The sequence below is a fragment of the Streptomyces sp. NPDC057950 genome (assembly GCF_042887295.1).
GTDB lineage: Bacteria > Actinomycetota > Actinomycetes > Streptomycetales > Streptomycetaceae > Streptomyces > Streptomyces kaempferi.
In genome coordinates, this window is sequence record NZ_JBHVPP010000018.1 from 92,837 (window position 1) to 112,239 (window position 19,403).

General features: G+C 73.3%; 14 protein-coding genes. 11 read left to right on the top strand and 3 right to left on the bottom strand.

Translation table 11 applies throughout. The features are described from left to right. Positions 1-79: 79 nt before the first annotated feature. The 5 genes from ACFVTC_RS27755 to sucD all read left to right on the top strand — a co-directional run bounded on the left by ACFVTC_RS27755 (position 80) and on the right by sucD (position 8,948). Complete coding sequence (locus ACFVTC_RS27755; RefSeq protein WP_390131234.1) at positions 80-1,267, top strand: AAA family ATPase; 1,188 nt, start codon at positions 80-82, stop codon at positions 1,265-1,267. A gap of 20 nt (positions 1,268-1,287) precedes the next feature. Continuing rightward, a complete protein-coding gene (locus ACFVTC_RS27760) occupies positions 1,288-3,822 on the top strand; it encodes a DUF5682 family protein (protein WP_390131235.1) in 2,535 nt (844 codons plus the stop codon). Beyond that, entirely contained in the window at positions 3,819-5,027 is a 1,209-nt protein-coding gene (locus tag ACFVTC_RS27765) for a VWA domain-containing protein (RefSeq protein ID WP_390131236.1), read from the top strand. Before ACFVTC_RS27760 ends, ACFVTC_RS27765 begins: the two co-directional genes overlap by 4 nt. Before the next feature lie 1,836 nt (positions 5,028-6,863). Then, a complete protein-coding gene (gene sucC, locus ACFVTC_RS27770) occupies positions 6,864-8,042 on the top strand; it encodes an ADP-forming succinate--CoA ligase subunit beta (RefSeq protein ID WP_390131237.1) in 1,179 nt (392 codons plus the stop codon). 21 nt (positions 8,043-8,063) lie between these two features. After that, complete coding sequence (sucD, locus tag ACFVTC_RS27775; RefSeq protein WP_168529780.1) at positions 8,064-8,948, top strand: succinate--CoA ligase subunit alpha; 885 nt, start codon at positions 8,064-8,066, stop codon at positions 8,946-8,948. Between the two features lie 138 nt (positions 8,949-9,086). Here the strand turns inward: sucD and ACFVTC_RS27780 are convergent, their stop codons facing one another. Further along, positions 9,087-10,436, bottom strand: coding sequence for a helix-turn-helix domain-containing protein (locus tag ACFVTC_RS27780; protein WP_390131238.1), 1,350 nt, complete (start codon positions 10,434-10,436; stop codon positions 9,087-9,089). A gap of 84 nt (positions 10,437-10,520) precedes the next feature. Here ACFVTC_RS27780 and ACFVTC_RS27785 point away from each other — a divergent pair, with 84 nt between their 5' ends. Then, complete coding sequence (locus ACFVTC_RS27785) at positions 10,521-12,200, top strand: DUF6350 family protein (protein ID WP_390131239.1); 1,680 nt, start codon at positions 10,521-10,523, stop codon at positions 12,198-12,200. A 167-nt stretch (positions 12,201-12,367) separates the two neighbouring features. Here ACFVTC_RS27785 and ACFVTC_RS27790 read toward each other — a convergent pair whose 3' ends face one another. Further along, positions 12,368-13,210 (bottom strand): hypothetical protein, encoded by an 843-nt coding sequence (locus ACFVTC_RS27790; RefSeq protein WP_390131240.1) that lies wholly within the window; start codon positions 13,208-13,210, stop codon positions 12,368-12,370. 382 nt (positions 13,211-13,592) lie between these two features. Here ACFVTC_RS27790 and purN point away from each other — a divergent pair, with 382 nt between their 5' ends. Both purN and purH read left to right on the top strand, forming a co-directional pair. Then, positions 13,593-14,213 (top strand): phosphoribosylglycinamide formyltransferase, encoded by a 621-nt coding sequence (gene purN, locus ACFVTC_RS27795; protein ID WP_168529784.1) that lies wholly within the window; start codon positions 13,593-13,595, stop codon positions 14,211-14,213. Next, entirely contained in the window at positions 14,210-15,799 is a 1,590-nt protein-coding gene (purH, locus tag ACFVTC_RS27800; protein WP_390131241.1) for a bifunctional phosphoribosylaminoimidazolecarboxamide formyltransferase/IMP cyclohydrolase, read from the top strand. The genes purN and purH overlap by 4 nt, the downstream gene beginning before the upstream one ends. A gap of 119 nt (positions 15,800-15,918) precedes the next feature. Here purH and ACFVTC_RS27805 read toward each other — a convergent pair whose 3' ends face one another. Then, complete coding sequence (locus ACFVTC_RS27805) at positions 15,919-16,521, bottom strand: hypothetical protein (protein ID WP_390131242.1); 603 nt, start codon at positions 16,519-16,521, stop codon at positions 15,919-15,921. Between the two features lie 273 nt (positions 16,522-16,794). Here ACFVTC_RS27805 and ACFVTC_RS27810 point away from each other — a divergent pair, with 273 nt between their 5' ends. The 3 genes from ACFVTC_RS27810 (at position 16,795) to ACFVTC_RS27820 (ending at position 19,127) form a co-directional block, all read left to right on the top strand. Beyond that, positions 16,795-17,649 (top strand): bifunctional methylenetetrahydrofolate dehydrogenase/methenyltetrahydrofolate cyclohydrolase, encoded by an 855-nt coding sequence (locus ACFVTC_RS27810; RefSeq protein ID WP_358821852.1) that lies wholly within the window; start codon positions 16,795-16,797, stop codon positions 17,647-17,649. A gap of 52 nt (positions 17,650-17,701) precedes the next feature. After that, positions 17,702-18,307 (top strand): DUF3017 domain-containing protein, encoded by a 606-nt coding sequence (locus ACFVTC_RS27815; protein ID WP_390131243.1) that lies wholly within the window; start codon positions 17,702-17,704, stop codon positions 18,305-18,307. Positions 18,308-18,584: 277 nt separating this feature from the next. Further along, positions 18,585-19,127, top strand: a complete 543-nt coding sequence (locus tag ACFVTC_RS27820) for a helix-turn-helix domain-containing protein (protein ID WP_390131244.1) — start codon at positions 18,585-18,587, stop codon at positions 19,125-19,127. Positions 19,128-19,403 lie beyond the last annotated feature (276 nt).

The following is a 19,403-nucleotide window of genomic DNA, read 5'->3' on the forward strand; positions in this document are numbered from 1 at the left end:
AGGTCAGAGCCGATTGTCAGTGGCGTGGTGCACGGTGGGACCAGATCCGAACCGGCCGAGCTGGAGGGGGGACCGAGCCATGACCGTGTCCGTCGAGTCCGTGGAAGCGACGTCCGTCGACACACCCGCGGGACAGACTGGGGGAACGGCCCCGGGCGGGAGCGCGGAGAGCGCCGGCGGGCACGCGGGCGAGGTGCTGCGGCCACACGCCGAGCACGCCTTCGCCGCCGAACTCACCGCGCTGGCCGCGCAGGACGACCGGCCCCGCCCGGCCCGCTGGCGGCTGTCGCCGTGGGCGGTGGCGACCTATCTGCTGGGCGGCACCCTGCCGGACGGCACGGAGATCACACCGAAGTACGTGGGCCCGCGCCGCATCGTCGAGGTCGCGGTCACCACCCTCGCCACCGACCGCGCCCTGCTGCTGCTCGGTGTGCCCGGCACCGCGAAGACGTGGGTGTCCGAGCACCTGGCCGCGGCGGTCAGCGGCGACTCGACGCTGCTGGTGCAGGGCACCGCCGGCACACCGGAGGAGGCGATCCGGTACGGGTGGAACTACGCGCGGCTGCTCGCGCACGGCCCCAGCCGGGACGCGCTGGTGCCGAGCCCGGTCATGCGCGCCATGGCCGAGGGCATGACGGTCCGCGTCGAGGAACTGACCCGTGTCCCGGCGGACGTACAGGACACGCTGATCACGATCCTGTCCGAGAAGACCCTGCCCATACCGGAGTTGGGCCAGGAGACGCAGGCCGTCCGCGGCTTCAACCTGATCGCCACGGCCAACGACCGCGACCGCGGGGTGAACGAGCTGTCCAGCGCCCTGCGCCGGCGCTTCAACACGGTGGTCCTTCCGCTGCCGGAGAGTGCCGAGGCGGAGGTGGACATCGTCTCGCGCCGCGTCGACCAGATCGGCCGCTCCCTCGACCTCCCGTCGGTCCCGGACGGTGTCGACGAGATCCGCCGGGTCGTCACCGTCTTCCGTGAACTGCGCGACGGAGTGACGGCGGACGGGCGTACGAAACTCAAGTCGCCCAGCGGCACGCTGTCCACCGCCGAGGCGATCTCCGTCGTCACCGGCGGGCTGGCGCTGGCCGCCCACTTCGGCGACGGCGTGCTGCGCGCCTCGGACGTGGCCGCCGGCGTCCTCGCCTCCGTCGTCCGCGATCCGGCGGCCGACCGGGTGATCTGGCAGGAGTACCTGGAGGCGGTCGTCCGCGAGCGCGAGGGCTGGAAGGACTTCTACCGGGCCTGCCGGGAGGTGAGCGCGTGACCGGTGCGGGAGCGGAACGAATGCCTCCCGCGCGGGCGGGTGGCCCGCTGCTGCTGGGGGTGCGGCACCACGGGCCCGGCTCGGCGCGTGCCGTACGGGCCGCGCTGGACGCGGCGGCACCGCGGACCGTCCTGATCGAGGGACCCCCGGAGGCCGACACGCTCATTCCGCTCGCCGCCGACCCCGACATGCGCCCTCCGGTCGCGCTCCTGGCCCATGCGGTGGACGAGCCCGGCCGCTCCGCGTTCTGGCCGCTGGCCGAGTTCTCCCCGGAGTGGGTGGCGATCCGGTGGGCGCTGGACCACGGTGTCCCGGCCCGCTTCATCGACCTGCCGGCCGCGCACACGCTGGTCTGGGAGGAGGAGGAACCACCCCGGTCACCCGCCGAACCCGCGGGTGACGCCGTGCGGATCGACCCGCTCGCCGTGCTCGCGGAGACAGCCGGTCACGACGATCCCGAGCGCTGGTGGGAGGACGCGGTCGAGCACCGGAGCGGGACCGGCGCAGATCCGTTCGCGCCGTTCGCCGTGCTGGAGGAGGCGATGGGAGCACTGCGGGAGGCGTACGGGGGCGGCGGACACGACCGGGACCCGGAGCGGGAGGCGTACATGCGGCTCCAGGTGCGCGCGGCACAGCGCGAGTTCGGGGACGACGTGGCCGTGGTGTGCGGGGCCTGGCACGTGCCGGCGCTGCGCCGCGGCACCACGGTCGCCGCCGACCGGGCGGTGCTCAAGGGGCTGCCCAGGACCAAGGCGGACCTGACGTGGGTGCCGTGGACGCACCGCAGGCTGTCCCGGGCCGGCGGGTACGGCGCGGGCATCGACTCGCCGGGCTGGTACGGGCACCTCTTCGACGCCCCCGACCGACCGGTCGAGCGGTGGATGACGAAGGTGGCCCGGCTGCTGCGTGACGAGGACCGGACGGTCTCCGCCGCACACGTCATCGAGGCGGTGCGGCTCGCCGACACGCTCGCCGCCGTACGGGGCCGCCCGCTGCCCGGCCTGACCGAGACCACCGACGCTGTTCGGGCGGTGATGTGCGAGGGCTCGGACGTGCCGCTGGGGCTCGTGCACGACCGGCTGGTGGTCGGCGATGTGCTGGGCGAGGTGCCGCGGTCCGCCCCCGCGGTGCCGCTGCAGCGCGACCTCGCCCGGCTCCAGAAGCGGCTGCGGATCAAACCCGAGCCGCTGGAGCGGGAGTTGGAGCTCGACCTGCGGGGCGAGACCGACGCGGGGCGCAGCAGGCTCCTGCACCGGCTGCGGCTGCTCGGCATCGGCTGGGGCGAGCCCGCCGCGTCCCGTGGCAGCACCGGCACCTTCCGGGAGACCTGGCGGCTGCGCTGGGAACCGGAGCTGTCCGTGCGGGTCGCGGAGGCCGGGGTGTGGGGCACGACCGTGCTGTCCGCGGCGACCGCCAGGGCGGAGGCGGACGCCGTCGCCGCGCCGGCCCTGGCCGACGTCACGGCACTCGCCGAACGCTGTCTGCTCGCCGGGCTCGCGGACGCCCTGCCCGTGGTGATGCGGGTCCTCACCGACCGGGCGGCCCTGGACACGGACGTCGGCCACCTCGCGCAGGCGCTGCCCGCGCTGGTCCGCTCGCTGCGCTACGGGGACGTTCGCGGCACGGACGCACGGGCTCTCACCGAGGTCGCGGCGGGCCTCGCCGAGCGGATCTTCGTCGGTCTCCCGCCGGCCTGCGCGGCACTCGACGCCGAGGCCGCCGAGGACATGCGGCGCCATGTGGACGCGGTGCACGGCGCGGTGGGACTGCTGGGGGAGACGGGACTGCCGGGAGAGACGGCCACGGCGCGACCGTCCGCCGGCGGACCACCCGGCTCGGGGATGCGCGGTCGCTGGCACTCCGTGCTGCGGGTGCTGGCCGGCCGCGACACCGTCCCCGGCGTGCTCCGCGGGCGGGCCGTGCGACTGCTGCTGGACGACGGCGAGCTGGGGCAGGAGGAGGCCGCCCGGCTCATGGGACTCGTGCTGTCGCCGGGCACGGAGCCGGCGGACGCGGCCGCATGGATCGAGGGGTTCGTCGGCGGCGGCTCCGGCGGAGGCATGCTGCTCGTGCACGACGAGCGGCTGCTCGGACTGGTCGACGCGTGGCTGACGGCGGTGCCGGCGGAGGCGTTCACCGATGTGCTCCCGCTGCTGCGGCGCACGTTCTCGGCGTACGAGGCGGGCGTGCGCAGGACGTTGGGGGAGCTGGTCCGGCGCGGCCCGGGGGCGCGGGGGAGCGCCGCGGCCGCCGCCGGCACACCCGGGTTCGACCCGGAGCTGGACGCGGGGCGCGCCGACGCCGTCCTGCCGGTGCTGCGTCTGCTGCTCGGGCCGGACGACAACGGGACCGCTCACGACAACGGGACCGCTCACGACAACGAAATCGCTCACGACAACGGGACCGCTCACGACAACGAAATCGCTCGCGACAACGGGACCGCTCGCGACAACGAAATCGCCCACGACAACGAGACCGCCGACGTCGACACCGACGAATTCGGCGGGGGCGGGGAATCCACCGACGCCGACGACCTTGTGGGGGCGGACCGATGAGCTCAGCACCGCTGGACCCGGCCGACGCGCCCCGACCGGCCGACCCGCGCCGTGCGAACGCCTCGGCCGACGAGCGGCTGCGGCGCTGGCGACTCGTGCTCGGCGGCGACGAGGCGGACGGCACCGGACGCGCGCTCGCCGGGCGGGACGCGGCGATGGACGGCGCGCTCACCGCGTTGTACGGGAAGGGGAGCGGGACGCAGTCGGGGCGGGACCGTTCGGCGGGGCTCGGAGCGTCCGCACCGTCGGTCGCGCGCTGGCTCGGGGACATCCGGACGTACTTCCCCTCGTCCGTCGTGCAGGTCATGCAGCGCGACGCGATCGACCGGCTCGGGCTGTCCGCTCTGCTGCTGGAGCCCGAGATGCTGGAGGCGGTGGAGGCCGACGTGCACCTGGTGGGCACCCTCCTCTCCCTCGACAAGGCCATGCCGGAGACGACGAAGGAGACCGCGAGGGCCGTCGTGCGCAAGGTCGTCGAGGACCTGGAGAAGCGGCTCGCCACCCGCACCCGCGCCTCGCTCTCCGGCGCCCTCGACCGCAGCGCCCGCGTCACCCGCCCCCGTCACCACGACATCGACTGGAACCGCACGATCGCGGCCAACCTGAAGCACTACCTGCCCGAACACCGCACGGTCGTTCCCGAGCGGCTGATCGGTTACGGACGTGCCTCGCGGTCCGTGAAGAAGGAGGTCGTCCTGTGCGTCGACCAGTCGGGCTCGATGGCGGCGTCCGTCGTCTACGCGTCCGTCTTCGGGGCCGTCCTCGCGTCGATGCGGTCCGTCGCCACCCGGCTCGTCGTCTTCGACACGGCCGTCGTGGACCTCACCGACCAGCTCGACGACCCGGTCGACGTGCTCTTCGGCACCCGGCTCGGTGGCGGAACGGACATCAACCGGGCGCTCGCGTACTGCCAGTCGCGGATCACGCGGCCCGCCGACACCGTGGTCGTGCTCATCAGCGACCTCTACGAAGGGGGCATACGCCACGAGATGCTGAAGCGGGTAGCGGCGATGAAGGCGTCCGGGGTGCAGTTCGTGACGCTGCTGGCGCTGTCCGACGAGGGGACGCCGGCCTACGACCGTGAGCACGCGGCGGCACTCGCGGCGCTGGGCGCACCGGCGTTCGCCTGCACCCCCGATCTGTTCCCCGACGTGATGGCGGCGGCGATCGAGAAGCGTCCGCTTCCCGTGCCCGACGTCGGGTGACGAGAGCCGAAAAACCGGACATGAATACCCATCGGTAACAGGGGGCTTGCGCAACCTCGGGAGTCCCGTGCGAGGATCAGCGCCTCTTCGAATCGAACGGTGCGCCGTATTTCGTCCCGTACCGCCCGGCCCCCCCGCACGGAGGCTCTCCCCGTCTTGATCCCGACCGCCGCACCGCCCGTCGCCGGTGCCGCTCTGCGCCTGCTGCGCACGGCGGCGGGACGGCGTGCGCTGCGAGCGGCGGTTTTGGTGGGCGGGGTGTTCGCCCTCGGTTTCCTCTGCGGGGAACAGGCACACGCGGCGGACGGCCGGACGCCCACGGCTGCGCCCACGTCAGTGGCCTCGGTGGTCGAACGGGTCGCGCGGCCGATGCTCGCCGCGACGACCGGAGCATCGGCCGGGCGGCCCGCGGGCAACTCGGAGGGGCGGAAGCCGCAGCCGGAGTTCCCCCAGCAGTCGGAGTCGCTCCAGGAGTCTCGGAAGCCGCAGAAGGCGCAGCCGGACCCGGAGTCGCTTCTGAAGTCGGGGAAGCCGCGGGGGTCGTGGAAGCCACGGGAGGAGCACCCCGCGGCACGGACGGAAGCACCCCGGATGCCGTCGTCGGCCGACCGTGCCGGCTCCCTGGTCACCGAGACCGTCGGCGGCGTCGTACGACCGGTTGCCGACACCGTCGTACGGTCGGTCGGCGGTCCAGCGGAAGCGCTCACCGGGAAACTGGCCGCATCGGCCGCATCCCTGCCGGGCACCCTCCCGGGACTGTCGGTGTCGGCGGCACCCCCGGCGGTCCCGCGGCTGCCGGCAGTCCCGTCGCTTCCGTCCCCGTCGTCGCCTCCCGATGCACTCCCGCCCCCGGGCCACCCGGGCCACCCGGGACGGGCGGGCGCGGTGGGCGTGCCGGTTCCGGATCCGGTGGTACCCGGCGCCGGGAGGGAGCCGGGCTCCGGGGCTGTCCTCACGTACGGCCCCGCGGGCCCCGGCGTGGCCGGCCGGGCGGATGCGGCGCACCGCGCGCACGGCCGGCACGGACAGCACGGCCGACGTGGCCGGCACTGCCACCGGGGTCCCCTGGCAGGACCGGCTCCCGCGCCTCAGGCACCGGCCGGTGACTCATCGGGCGGTCCGGGCGACCGGCCGGCGGTCGACGGCGGCGGGGCATGGCACGGCGACCTGTATGGCGTCGCCCCGGACCACCGCGCGCCCCTGCTGCCCGTGTCCGTTCCGTCCGAGGCCGTGACCGCGGCCGGGACCCGGGACAGGTACCGGGACATACCGCTTTTCCCCGGCTAGGACCCCCCTTTCCTGGTCGGTGACCCGCTCCCGCGAGGACGGCATGCGTCCCACCCGGCACGCGTTCCCCCCGGCACCCGTCGCGAGCGGCGACGTCCGGCGCACGACCGAACCGGCCGTCCCGCGCACGGGACACACCCGACCCATCCGTACACACACCGAGACTCCGCGGGGCCGCAGCCCCGGACGGCCGAAACCCGTCGGATCCGTCCGGCCGTGCCCCGCGGACGGGACAGGTGATCCCCATTGGGGTGGGGAACACCGGTCCCGGGCCCCTCAAGGGCCTGTTCAAGGGGCCTCACCGGGCCAACCCCAGCCCGGTGAGGCCCTGCCCCGCCAAGGGGCCGGCCGGATCTGTGACAGGTATCACCGCTGAGGTGTGATCTGCGATTTAGGGACCAACGTCCCACGGCGATAACCTGCGAGACGGACATGCCGCGCGCTCGGACATCGTGTGCGCCACCCTTGTGACAGCGGACGTCACGTTGCCCTTCGCGGCACGCCCACGCATCCAACGAACCGCGAGATCACTGATAGGGACGGACGCGCGTGGACCTGTTCGAGTACCAGGCGAGGGACCTCTTCGCCAAGCACGGTGTACCGGTGCTGGCCGGTGAAGTCATTGACACGCCTGAGGCAGCCCGCGAGGCGACCGAGCGTCTTGGCGGCAAGTCCGTCGTCAAGGCCCAGGTGAAGGTCGGTGGCCGCGGCAAGGCCGGCGGCGTCAAGCTCGCCGCCACCCCGGACGAGGCCGTCGCCCGCGCGACGGACATCCTCGGCATGGACATCAAGGGCCACACGGTCCACAAGGTGATGATCGCCGAGACCGCGCCCGAGATCGTCGAGGAGTACTACGTCTCGTACCTCCTCGACCGCACGAACCGCACCTTCCTCGCCATGGCGTCCGTACAGGGCGGCGTGGAGATCGAGGTCGTCGCGGAGGAGAACCCCGAGGCCCTCGCGAAGGTCCCGGTCGACGCCAACGAGGGCGTCTCGATCGAGAAGGCCCGCGAGATCGTCGCCCAGGCGAAGTTCCCGGCCGAGGTGGCCGAGCAGGTCGCCGAGATCCTGGTGACGCTGTGGGACACCTTCATCAAGGAGGACGCCCTCCTCGTCGAGGTGAACCCGCTCGCCAAGGTCGCCTCCGGCAAGGTCATCGCCCTCGACGGCAAGGTGTCCCTGGACGAGAACGCGGAGTTCCGCCAGCCGGACCACGCCGCGCTCGAGGACAAGGAGTCGGCCAACCCGCTCGAGGCCGCCGCCAAGGCCAAGAACCTCAACTACGTCAAGCTCGACGGTGAGGTCGGCATCATCGGCAACGGCGCGGGTCTCGTCATGAGCACCCTGGACGTCGTCGCGTACGCCGGTGAGAACCACGGTGGCGTGAAGCCCGCCAACTTCCTCGACATCGGCGGTGGCGCCTCCGCCGCCGTCATGGCGAACGGCCTGGAGATCATCCTCGGCGACCCGGACGTCAAGTCCGTCTTCGTCAACGTCTTCGGTGGCATCACCGCCTGTGACGAGGTCGCCAACGGCATCGTCCAGGCGCTGCAGCTGCTCGCCGACAAGGGCGAGGAAGTCACCAAGCCGCTGGTCGTGCGTCTGGACGGCAACAACGCCGAACTGGGCCGCAAGATCCTGTCGGACGCCAACCACCCGCTGGTCCAGCGCGTGGACACCATGGACGGCGCGGCCGACAAGGCCGCCGAGCTCGCGGCTGCGAAGTAAGGGACGAGGGAAACAACCGCCATGGCTATCTTCCTCAACAAGGACAGCAAGGTCATCGTCCAGGGCATGACCGGTGCCACCGGCATGAAGCACACCAAGCTCATGCTCGCGGACGGCACGAACATCGTCGGTGGCGTGAACCCGCGCAAGGCGGGCACGTCCGTCGACATCGACGGCACCGAGATCCCCGTCTTCGGCACGGTCGCCGAGGCGATCGAGAAGACGGGCGCGAACGTGTCCGTCCTCTTCGTGCCGCCGGCCTTCGCGAAGGCCGCCGTGGTCGAGGCGATCGACGCGGAGATCCCCCTCGCGGTCGTCATCACCGAGGGCATCGCCGTCCACGACTCCGCCGCCTTCTGGGCGTACGCGAAGGCGAAGGGCAACAAGACCCGCATCATCGGCCCGAACTGCCCCGGTCTCATCACCCCGGGCCAGTCCAACGCCGGCATCATCCCGGGCGACATCACGAAGCCGGGCCGCATCGGCCTGGTCTCGAAGTCCGGCACGCTGACGTACCAGATGATGTACGAGCTCCGTGACATCGGCTTCTCGTCCGCCGTCGGCATCGGTGGCGACCCGGTCATCGGGACGACGCACATCGACGCGCTCGCCGCGTTCGAGGCCGACCCGGACACCGACCTGATCGTCATGATCGGCGAGATCGGCGGCGACGCCGAGGAGCGCGCGGCGGACTTCATCGCCAAGAACGTGACGAAGCCGGTCGTCGGCTACGTCGCGGGCTTCACCGCGCCCGAGGGCAAGACCATGGGCCACGCCGGCGCCATCGTCTCCGGCTCCTCCGGCACGGCCGCCGCGAAGAAGGAGGCCCTCGAGGCCGCCGGCGTCAAGGTCGGCAAGACGCCGACCGAGACGGCGAAGCTGGCGCGCGAACTGCTCAAGGGCTGACACGCAGCAGCGAGACGGGCCCGCACTCCCTGGGGTGCGGGCCCGTCCGCGTCCGCGCTGTCCGCGTTCGCGCTGTCCGCGTTCGCGCTGTCCGCGTTCGCGCTGTCCGCGCCTGCGCTGTCCGTGTCCGCGCCGTTCTCACCGTGGATCCGGGACCAGCCGCTCCGGACCGCTCGCCGTCGCCGCCTTGAGCCGGGCGCGCAGGGCCAGCTCCTCCTGGGACAGCGGCCCGGGAGCGATCCGCGGCGGCAGACCGTTCACCGTCGCGCCCGGGGCCAGGGGCGGTTCGTAGTGGTCGGGGGCGGCCCTGAGGGTGAGCGAGGTGATGCCGATGAAGACGGCCGTGAAGGCCATCGCCGCACGCGTCCAGCGCAGGACCCGCCGCTCGCTGGCCCAGCGCACCATGAAGGGTTTCCCGGCCCCCAGCCGCTCCGTCCCGGCGACCTCGGCGAGCCGCCGGTGCAGGTTCTCGGGCGCCGCGAGCTCCGGCAGCCGCGTGGCCACGGTCTCGCGCGCGCGCAACAGCCGGTTGGCCGCCGCCGGCGTGCTCGCCTCCGTCTCGGCCGCCGTGTCCGGCAGGTCGAGCCCGACACCGTCGTAGAGCAGCAGGGTCCGCCGGTGCATCGGCGGTAGTTCCAGGAGTACGGAGAGCAGCGCGCGGTCGGCGGCGTCGGCGGGCGGTGGCTCCGCGTGCCGGTACCGCGGCCGGAGCCGGTGCCAGGGAGAGAGGGCGTACTCGTACGCGACCGCTCGCACCCACCCCGCCGGATCCCGGTCCACGGCCACCTCGGGCCACCGCTGCCAGGCCGACTGGAAGGCCCGCTCCACCGACTCGCGCGCCAGTTCGCGCCGTCCGGTGAGCAGATAGGTCTGCCGCAGGAGGGCGGGGGCGCAGAACCCGTAGAGCGCGTCGAATGCCTGAGCGGGCGTCAGACCGACCGGGACGGGCTCGTACCCGGGACCCCAGCCGGGCCCGGCCGCGGGCTCCGCCCCGGGCCCGGCCGCGGGCTCCGCCCCGGAGCCGGTCGGTGCCGCCGGCGGGTTCGCCGGTCTGGGAGGCGGCTGTACGGGGCCGGCGGCGACGCCGGCCAGGACGGGCGCGGCCTCGTCCTGCGGGCCGCCCGGACGCGCGTCCCCTCCGTCGTCGCCGTGACGGCCGAGGCCCCGGGGCCTCCGACGGTCGCTGTGGTCGCTGTGGTCGTCGCGGGCATCGGGGCCTTCGGGGACGTCCTCCTGATGGCGGGTCATCCCGGTGGACGTCAGCAGCCGCGCGTACGCGTCCCGTTCGCGCCCGCACGGTGTCGTACGGCCGGATTCCCACGAGCGCACGGTCGCGGCCGTGACGCCCACCTCGGCCGCGATGTCGGCGTGGCTCAGCGACTTGGCCTCGCGCAGCCGGCGGCGCTCCTCACGGCCGGGCAGGGGAGTTGCGGGGTCTCCAGTCGTTGGGGACTCCACCGGGTCGCCCTTCCGTACGAAAAGGTACATAGCTGCATATTGAGCGACACATCCGAGCTTTGCCCGTTACGACGAGAAAGCGCGTGTCGTTGGGAGCATGGCGGGGTGACACAGATGACCGACCACAGGCTTTCGTTGTTCCTCCTGATCACCCGGATGCGTCGCCGATCACCCGGACTGGCCGCCGGCTTCCTGGGCGGTGTGCTCGCGGCGGGGCTCGGCCTCGGCTCACTCGCCGTCCTCGTCATGATGCTGTGGATCAGCTCGCCGTACCCGGACAGCGGGCCCGGTGGCGCGCTGCACGTCGCGGCCGCGCTGTGGCTGCTCGCGCACGGGGTGGAACTGGCGCGCACCGACACCCTGTCGGGCCTGCCCATGCCGGTGGGTCTCACCCCGCTGCTCCTGGCGGTGTTCCCCGCGTGGCTGCTGCACCGCGCGGCGCGCGACGCCGCCGACACCGATGCGGGTGCGTCGGGACGCACGGTGTGGGCCGGGACCGTCGCGGGCTATCTGACCTTGAGCGTGGCGGCGGTGCTCTACACCGCGGGCGGGGAACTGCGGCCGTCCTGGGCGTGGTCGGGGCTGTGCCTGCCCCTGCTCACCGCGAGCGCGGCGGGGGCCGGGGTGTGGACGGCGTTCGGGCACCCGCGCGGACCCGTGCCGTTCTGGGTGGGCCGGGCCCTCGCCCGCCCGCCGGTGCCCGCCGCGGTACGCCGCTGGGCCACCGGCGAGCCGTCGGTGCCGTGGGCGGGACGGTGGCTCGGCGCCTCGGCGCGGGCGGGACTCGCCGGGGCGGCGGTGCTCGTCGGTGGCGGGGCGCTGCTGGTGGGGGTGTCGCTGGTGTGGCACGGCGATCTGGCGCGGGAGTCCTTCCAGCAGCTCACCGAGGTGTGGTCGGGTCGGTTCGCCGTCCTCCTGCTCTGTCTGGCACTGGTGCCGAACGCGGCGGTGTGGGGGGCCGCGTACGGCCTCGGTCCCGGTGTGGTGCTGGGGGCCGGACAGGTCGCCGGGCCATTGTCCGCGGCGGCGCCGGAGCCGTCGCTGCCGGCTTTTCCGCTGCTGGCGGCGGTGCCGGAGGCCGGGGGTCCGTGGAGTTGGGCGGGGGCGGCCGTGCCGGTGGCGGCCGGGGTGACGGTGGTGTGGTTCCTGCGGAAGGCGGCCCGGGGCGGTGGGGCCGTGGAGTCGGGCGGGGACGAGGGCTGGTCCCGGGGGCGGGTCGTCGCGGGGGTGGGGGCCGCGGGTGTCCTGTGCGGTCTGGTGATGGCGCTGCTCGCCGGGCTGGCGGGTGGGCCGCTGGGGGTTGGCGCGCTGGCTCACTTCGGGCCGGTGTGGTGGCAGGTGGGGGGTGCCGTGGTCGTGTGGACGGTGGGGGTCGGGGTGCCGGTGGGGGCGGTGGTGCCGGGGATCGGGCGTCCGCGGCGGCTCTCCTGGGCGGCTGCTTCGTCCGTGGTGTCCGCAGTGTCCGTGGTGTCTGTGCCGGCGTGGTTGTCGTGGACTCCGTGGCGGGCGCGTGAGGGCGGGGCGCGGGTGGCCGAGCCGGAGTCGGGGGCGGGGTCAGGGGCGGCGTCGGCGTCGGTGGTGTCGCAGGCGACCGGAGGGTCCGTCCTTGTGGTGGGCCCGGAGGGTGAGCGGGATCCCGGTCATGCGCCGTACGACCTCCTGCCCTACGACCTCCTGCCGTCCGACGACATGGGGTCGGCGTGGCACGAGGATGTGGTCAGGGAGGCGCGGTGGGCGGCGTTGCGGGAGGCGTCGGCGTCGCTGGAGCTGCCGGATCCGGACCCGGAGCCCTGAGGTGACGGACGGGTTCCTCGCCCCCGCCGCCCCTACCCCCGCTCGCCCGAAGGGCTCGTCCTCAGTCGGCGGACGGGCTGACCGCCCAGCCCGTCCGGCGCTTGAGGACGAGGCCGTTCACGCCGAGGCGGGGGGCCGGGGCGGCAGCCCCCAGAAGTCGGGACGCGCTAGTTCTGCGTACCCAGCAGACCTCGCAGGTCCTTCGGCAGAAGGTCGTTGCAGGACTGCTTCGCCGCGTTGGTGAGCGCGTCGTTCGTGCACGAGTAGTAGTCGCTGTAGACGAGCTGAGCGGAGAACATCGCGGCGACCATGGCGATGGCGAGGGACGCGGTGACGAGACCGCTGACCGCCGCGGTCGTCTGGGGGCGGCTGGTCGGATCGGGTGCCGGAGCGTCCGGATCCGGCTTGCGAGGCTTGGCGCGCAGGGCGCTGACACCCCAGTACAGCGCGAGCGCGCCGAGCAGCAGGGCCACGTACGGCCAGCTGAACAGGGCGAAGAAGAAGGCCCACATGCCGGAGAGCAGCGCGTAGCGCGCCCGGCGCTGGGCGGGGTCGGTCGGGTCCCAGCGCATTCCGGAGCCCGGACCGCCGCCGGGTGCTTCCGGGCCGCCCTGGCCCTGGGGGGCACCGGGCCGCTCCCCGAAGCCGCCGGTCGAACGGCCCGGCTGCTGGTCGCTCCACTGATTGCCCCAGGGGGAGTGCTGCCCGGAGCCGCCGTTCTCGTCCGGTTCCTGTCCGCCCTCGGGGCGTCTGGGCTGCCAGGGCCGGTCGGGCGTGCCCTCCGGCGGCGGAGCGAACGGATTGTGATCGTCGGGGCCGGAGCCGGACCCCGAGCCGCTCCCGCCTGCCGAGCCGCCCCCGTTCGGGGCGTCGCCCCCGCTCGAGGAGCCACGTCCGCCCGAGGCGTCGCCCCCGCCCGAGGGCGCGTTCCCGTTCTCCTGCGGCGGGGTGGGCGAAGGGCGCCGCTCGCGCAGCAGGAGCGGAGGGAGTCGGAGACTGCGGTCCGGCATCAGGTGTGCGTCTTCCCCTTGGTGGTTCTGGCGGGCGGCGTGTCCGCACGGCTTCGTGCTCGCGACGCGTACCCCGGGTTTCCTGTCCAGGACGGGCACCCAGGGCTCGTACCCCGGACGTTCGTCCCCGGGGGCGTGCCCCGGATGTTCCTGTCCGTCCCTGGTCAACGTCCCGCGGACACAGGGCGTTCCCCGTGCCGAACGGTGTTCCCGGGAGGTTCCTCCCCAGACGCTACCTTCCGGCCACGCCCCCGTCCCGTGGGGGCTGCCCGGTGTGCCGGTATCGTTGCTGACGGTCGGCCGGTTCGTAGACTTCCCCGTATCCCGGGGCGCGAAGCATTCGTACGACCGTACAAACGCTCCCCCGAGAAAGGGCCCCCTCGTGGCCAAGGCCAAGCGCCTCGTCGTGCTGGTCTCCGGATCAGGCACGAATCTGCAGGCACTGCTCGACGCCGTGGCGGAGGCCGGGCCGGAGGGCTACGGGGCCCGGATCGTGGCCGTCGGCGCCGACCGTGACGGCATCGAGGGGCTCGCGCGCGGTGAGCGGGCGGGACTGTCCACCTTCGTCCGGCGCGTGAAGGACTACGGCAGCCGGGACGAGTGGGACGCGGCGCTCACCGAGGCGGTCGCCGCCCACGAGCCCGACCTCGTGGTCTCCGCCGGGTTCATGAAGATCGTGGGGAAGCGGTTCCTCGCCAGGTTCGGCGGGCGGATCGTCAACACGCACCCCGCCCTGCTGCCGAGTTTCCCGGGGGCCCACGGTGTGCGCGACGCGCTCGCGTACGGCGCGAAGGTCACCGGATGCACCGTCCACTTCGTCGACGACGGCGTCGACACCGGGCCGATCATCGCCCAGGGCGTGGTCGAGGTCCGGGACGAGGACGACGAGAGCGCTCTGCACGAGCGCATCAAGGAAGTCGAGCGAGAACTGCTCGTCGATGTCGTGGGGCGGCTCGCCCGCAACGGCTATCGCATTGAGGGACGAAAGGTAGTTATCCAGTGACCGCCGACAGCACAGTCACGGCCGAGGGCACCGCGGGCACCAGGCGGGCCATCCGGCGCGCGCTCGTCAGTGTCTACGACAAGACCGGGCTCGAAGAGCTCGCGCGCGGGCTGCACGGGGCCGGTGTCGAGCTGGTGTCCACCGGCTCCACCGCCGCCCGCATCGCCGCGTCCGGCGTCCCCGTCACCAAGGTCGAGGAACTCACCGGCTTCCCCGAGTGCCTCGACGGCCGCGTCAAGACCCTGCACCCCAGGGTCCACGCGGGCATCCTCGCCGACCTTCGGCTCGACAGCCACCGGGAGCAGCTCGCCGAGCTCGGCGTCGAGCCGTTCGACCTCGTGGTGGTGAACCTCTACCCCTTCCGCGAGACGGTCGCCTCGGGCGCGACGCCCGACGAGTGCGTCGAGCAGATCGACATCGGCGGTCCCTCGATGGTGCGGGCGGCCGCCAAGAACCACCCGTCCGTCGCCGTCGTCACCAGCCCGGACCGGTACGCCGCCGTCCTGGCCGCCGTCGAGGAGGGGGGCTTCGACCTCACCGCCCGCAAGCGGCTCGCGGCGGAGGCATTCCAGCACACCGCCGCGTACGACGTCGCCGTCGCCTCCTGGTTCGCGGACGACTACGCCGCGGCCGACACCAGCGGCTTCCCCGACTTCCTCGGGCACACCTACGAGCGGAAGAACACCCTGCGGTACGGGGAGAACCCCCACCAGGGTGCCGCGCTCTACGTCGACGGCACGGGCGGCCTCGCCGAGGCCGAGCAGCTGCACGGCAAGGAGATGTCGTACAACAACTACACGGACACGGACGCCGCGCGCCGTGCCGCGTACGACCACGAGGACCCCTGCGTCGCGATCATCAAGCACGCCAACCCGTGCGGCATCGCGGTCGCCTCGAACGTGGCCGAGGCGCACCGCAAGGCGCACGCCTGCGACCCGCTCTCCGCGTTCGGCGGCGTGATCGCGGTCAACCGGCCGGTGACGAAGGAGATGGCGGAGCAGGTCGCGGACATCTTCACCGAGGTCATCGTGGCGCCGGAGTACGAGGACGGCGCGCTCGAAGCCCTCACCAAGAAGAAGAACATCCGGGTCCTGCGCGCCCACCGGGCGCCCGCCGATCCGGTCGAGGTCAAGCAGATCGACGGCGGCGCCCTGCTCCAGGTCACCGACCGGCTCCAGGCCGACGGCGACAACCCGGCGAGCTGGACCCTGGCCACCGGTGACACGCTCGGCCAGGGCGAGCTGGACGAACTGGCCTTCGCCTGGCGGGCCTGCCGCGCGGTGAAGTCCAACGCGATCCTGCTCGCCAAGGACGGCGCCTCGGTCGGCGTCGGCATGGGCCAGGTCAACCGCGTCGACTCCGCGAAGCTGGCGGTCGAGCGGGCGGGCGCCGAGCGGGCCCGTGGCGCCTACGCGGCGTCGGACGCGTTCTTCCCGTTCCCCGACGGCCTGGAGATCCTTGCCGAGGCGGGTGTCAGGGCCGTGGTCCAGCCGGGCGGTTCGGTCCGTGACGAGCTGGTGGTGGAGGCCGCGAAGAAGGCCGGCATCACGATGTACTTCACCGGGACGCGTCACTTCTTCCACTGAGCGCACGGGCCTGACGGCGGTTTCCGGCTCCCTTCCGGGGAGGCGTGGAAACCGCCGTCAGGGCGTCGGCGGACCGGTGCCGGTGCGGCGGGCCATGAGCGAGGGGCTGGGGGCGGGCCTCAGTACTTCGGCCGGCTGAACCATGCCTCGCCGTCGGACTTGCCGACGAACACCGTGATGAGGATCGCGAGCACGGTGTGCGCCAGACCGACGATGATGAACGGGTAGATGCCGAGGATCGCCGTCAGGATGCCGAACACCATCGCGGTGACGCGCACGCCGTTTCCGCCGTTGGCGCACTTCACACCGAGCCAGATCGCGAGGACGCCCCAGGCCAGCACCGCGACCGTCACGCCCCACAGGGCGCCGGCCGAGTAGTCGGCGAGTTGCTGGAAGCGGACGTCGTCCTTGAGCTCCGCGTTGTTCTTGGCGGCCGAGACGGCCACCGCGGAGAACGCGATCAGGATGGCGCCGAGGATCTGGAGACCGGCGATGACGAACAGCATCACGCGCGCGGACTTCACTCCGCCGGGCATCACCATCGGGCCGCCGGGGTAGCCGCCGTACGGCGACTGCTGGACCGGCGGGGCCTGCGGGTAGCCGTACCCGGGCTGCTGCGGGGCGCCCTGGGGGTAGCCGTAGCCGGGCTGGCCCTGGGACGGGTAACCCGACGGCTGGCCCTGCGGGGGACCGTAGGGGTTGTTCGGGTCGCCGAAACTCATGGCGGGGATTCCTCCGTTGCCTGGTGCGGGGACGAGGCGCGGCACGGTGTGGAGGAAAGTTCTGCAGAGCGGTCCGTCCCCCCGGTACTGCCCGCGACACTGTGTCGCTCAATCGTTCTCAATGCCTTCCTTATTGTCCAGAGTGCTTCCGGTTGCGTTGTGCATGTGTTGTGTAAGTGCAACATCGCTGATCACGGCTGGATCGGGGGGACGAGGGCGCACGGGAGGCGCCCGGATTGGAACCGGGAGCGGGTCATCCGCGAGGATGGGACCATGACCGCCCAGATTCTCGATGGCAAGGCCACCGCAGCCGCGATCAAGTCCGATCTGACCGTCCGCGTGGCGGCCCTGAAGGAGAAGGGCGTCACGCCCGGCCTGGGGACCGTCCTGGTGGGCGACGACCCCGGCAGCCAGAAGTACGTCGCGGGCAAGCACCGCGACTGCGCGCAGGTGGGTATCGCCTCCATCCAGCGTGAACTGCCCGCGACCGCCACACAGGAGGAGATCGAGGCGGTGGTGCGGGAACTCAACGAGGACCCCGCCTGCACCGGCTACATCGTCCAGCTCCCGCTCCCCAAGGGCATCGACGAGAACCGCATCCTGGAGCTGATGGACCCGGACAAGGACGCGGACGGACTCCACCCGATGAACCTCGGCCGCCTCGTGCTGAACGAGCCGGCCCCGCTGCCCTGCACCCCGAACGGCGTCCTCACCCTCCTGCGCAGCCACGGCGTGGAGATCAAGGGTGCCGAGGTCGTGGTCGTCGGCCGAGGGGTGACCATCGGCCGGCCGATGCCGCTGCTGCTGACGCGGCGCAGCGAGAACGCGACCGTGACCCAGTGCCACACCGGTACCCGGGACCTCTCCGCACACCTGAAGCGCGCCGACATCATCGTCGCCGCGGCCGGCTCCGCGCACCTCGTCCGCGCCGAGGACGTGAAGCCGGGCGCCGCCGTCCTGGACGTCGGCGTCTCGCGCAGCGCCGAGGGCAAGATCGTCGGCGACGTCCACCCGGATGTCGCCGAGGTCGCGGCGTGGATCTCCCCGAACCCGGGCGGCGTCGGCCCGATGACCCGGGCCCAGCTTCTCGTCAACGTGGTGGAAGCGGCGGAGCGCAGTGTCGGCTGAGGGCAGCTCCGAGAAGGCCGACTCCGCGTCAGCCGTACGGGAGGCGGAGGCAGTGGCGGAAGCCACCGTGCGGGCCGAGGGTTCCGCACGGGCGGAGACGGAAGGTGACGCGCGGGCCGAGGGTGGCGCGCCGGGCGTGACGGGGGACCGGGCCGGGCCCGAGGCCCCGGACGACGCGCGGTCCGGGGACGACGCGGAGGCCGGGGACGCGGAGGGCGACCCCGGTGTGATCGACGCCGTGAGTGCCCCGGACGCCGAGGGGCGGCCGCGCCGCACCACCCGCCGCTTCCCGCTGTTCACCAGGGACACCGCGCGGCCCGAGGGCGGCGGCCGGGCGGCATCGGGCGACGCCCCGGCGCCGGCCCGCCAGTGGCCCATCCTGGCCGTGCTGTCGGCCGTCGGACTCGGCCTGCTGCTGGTCGCGCTGGACGCGTTCCGGTTCGGCACGATCCTGATCGGGGCCGCCCTGCTGGGCGGTGCCGTGGTGCGCTGGACGGTGCCCGACGTGGGCATGCTCGCGGTCCGTTCGCGCTTCACGGACATGGTCACCTACGGGGTGCTGGGCCTCGCCATCGTGCTGCTGGCGCTGATGGCACAGCCCACTCCGTGGCTGGTGATCCCGTTCCTGGACGACACGCTGCACTTCACGGTGCGCTGAGCCCCCGGTGCCGTCCGCGCACGGCGCCGCGGCCCGTCCTCTCCCCCGAGCAAGGACGGGCCGCGGCCGGGCGGCCGGACCGCCCGGGGACAACCCTTCTGCACGGGAACGGGCCTTACAACAGCCCGTGGCCCGCTGTGGCACGGAAGTGACCGTTCCGCCACCGTGTCCGCGCCGCGTGACGGGAACCGTCCCACCGTCCGGCGCCGTCCCTCGCTCACGGGGAACGACGGAGGCGGACGAACGCCCCCGGAACGCCGCAGGAGGTGGGTGAGGGATGGGTGCCTGGCAGCCGCTGCCGGAGGAACTTCCCACGGAGGTACGGCACTTCGTCGAGCAGGTGCGGCTGCTCAAGGACAGCACCGGGCTGAGCCTGGTCGCGCTGGGCGCGCGCACCGCGTACAGCAAGTCGTCCTGGCAGCGGTACCTCAACGCGACCCAGCCGCCACCCCGGCAGGCGGTCGCGGCGCTGTGCCGGGTCGCGGGTCTGACGGGCGCCGAGGCCGAACGGTTCGGCGTGCGCTGGGAGTTGGCGGTACGGGTCTGGCCCCGCGAGCCCGCGCCCTTACGTCTCCCCGTGGGCGGGCCCCTCCCCGGCGGACGTGACGGCACGCACGACGGACGCGGCGGCGCGCGGCAGGGCGTCGACGACCGCGCGGGCGCGTGCGGGTACGAGGAGGACCCCACGCTTCCGTGGTGGGACCTGCTCGACGAGGAACCCCCGCCCGGTCCGCGCACGGGACGCCTCCTCCTCTACGCGGCCGTGCTCGTCCTCGCGCTCCTCCTCGCCGCTGTCGCGGGTGCCGTCACTCTCGGGTGACCCGGGCACTTCGTCGGCGGCGGGGTCGCGCCCACGTTCCCGCCGCGCCGATGCCTTGACGGGTTCGGGGATTTGGCCAGATCCGTCCCGACCGTCCCGTTGGTGAGAGCGGCTCGGACGCTCCCGCGCGTCCTGCGCGAAGGCCGAAAGCACATCTGTGCGGAGGTCGCGAGTCCGTTTGGCCGGCACGGAGGAAATGGGACACTGGGTCCGCAGCCCGACGGGCGTGCGACGGCGCATGCCCCGGCCCGAACGCTCCTGTGCGCCCCGGTTCCG